The organism is Nocardioides malaquae (genome assembly GCF_015070385.1).
Lineage (GTDB): Bacteria > Actinomycetota > Actinomycetes > Propionibacteriales > Nocardioidaceae > Nocardioides > Nocardioides malaquae.
The window spans coordinates 1-248 of record NZ_JADCSA010000908.1 but is presented as its reverse complement, the minus strand read 5'-3'; the positions used below and the strand labels follow the sequence as shown (position 1 = coordinate 248).

At 45.2% G+C, this 248-nt stretch carries 1 protein-coding gene; it reads right to left on the bottom strand.

All coding sequences use genetic code 11. The annotated features are described in order from the left end of the window. Positions 1-248, bottom strand: a 248-nt coding sequence (locus IEQ44_RS17400) for a hypothetical protein (protein ID WP_227487693.1), incomplete at both ends; no start/stop codon positions are given.

The following is a 248-nucleotide window of genomic DNA, read 5'->3' as shown; positions in this document are numbered from 1 at the left end:
TACACAAACTCCTCCCTTGGGACGGAAACGAGAAATGAGGTTGTAGTGAGAGATCTGAAAGGGGTCGGTGGAAGCATCACTTGAAACCTGAGTCTCGGAGAGCAGAAAAATATTAGAAAGAGAAGCAGCAATATGGTGCTCAACAGAGGCAAAATTGAAAGATAGACCACGAATATTGGTGTAATGGATGGTAAAAGAAGTGGGGCTACCAGCAACGGAAGCATTTGGGTCATGAGGAGAGCCAATAC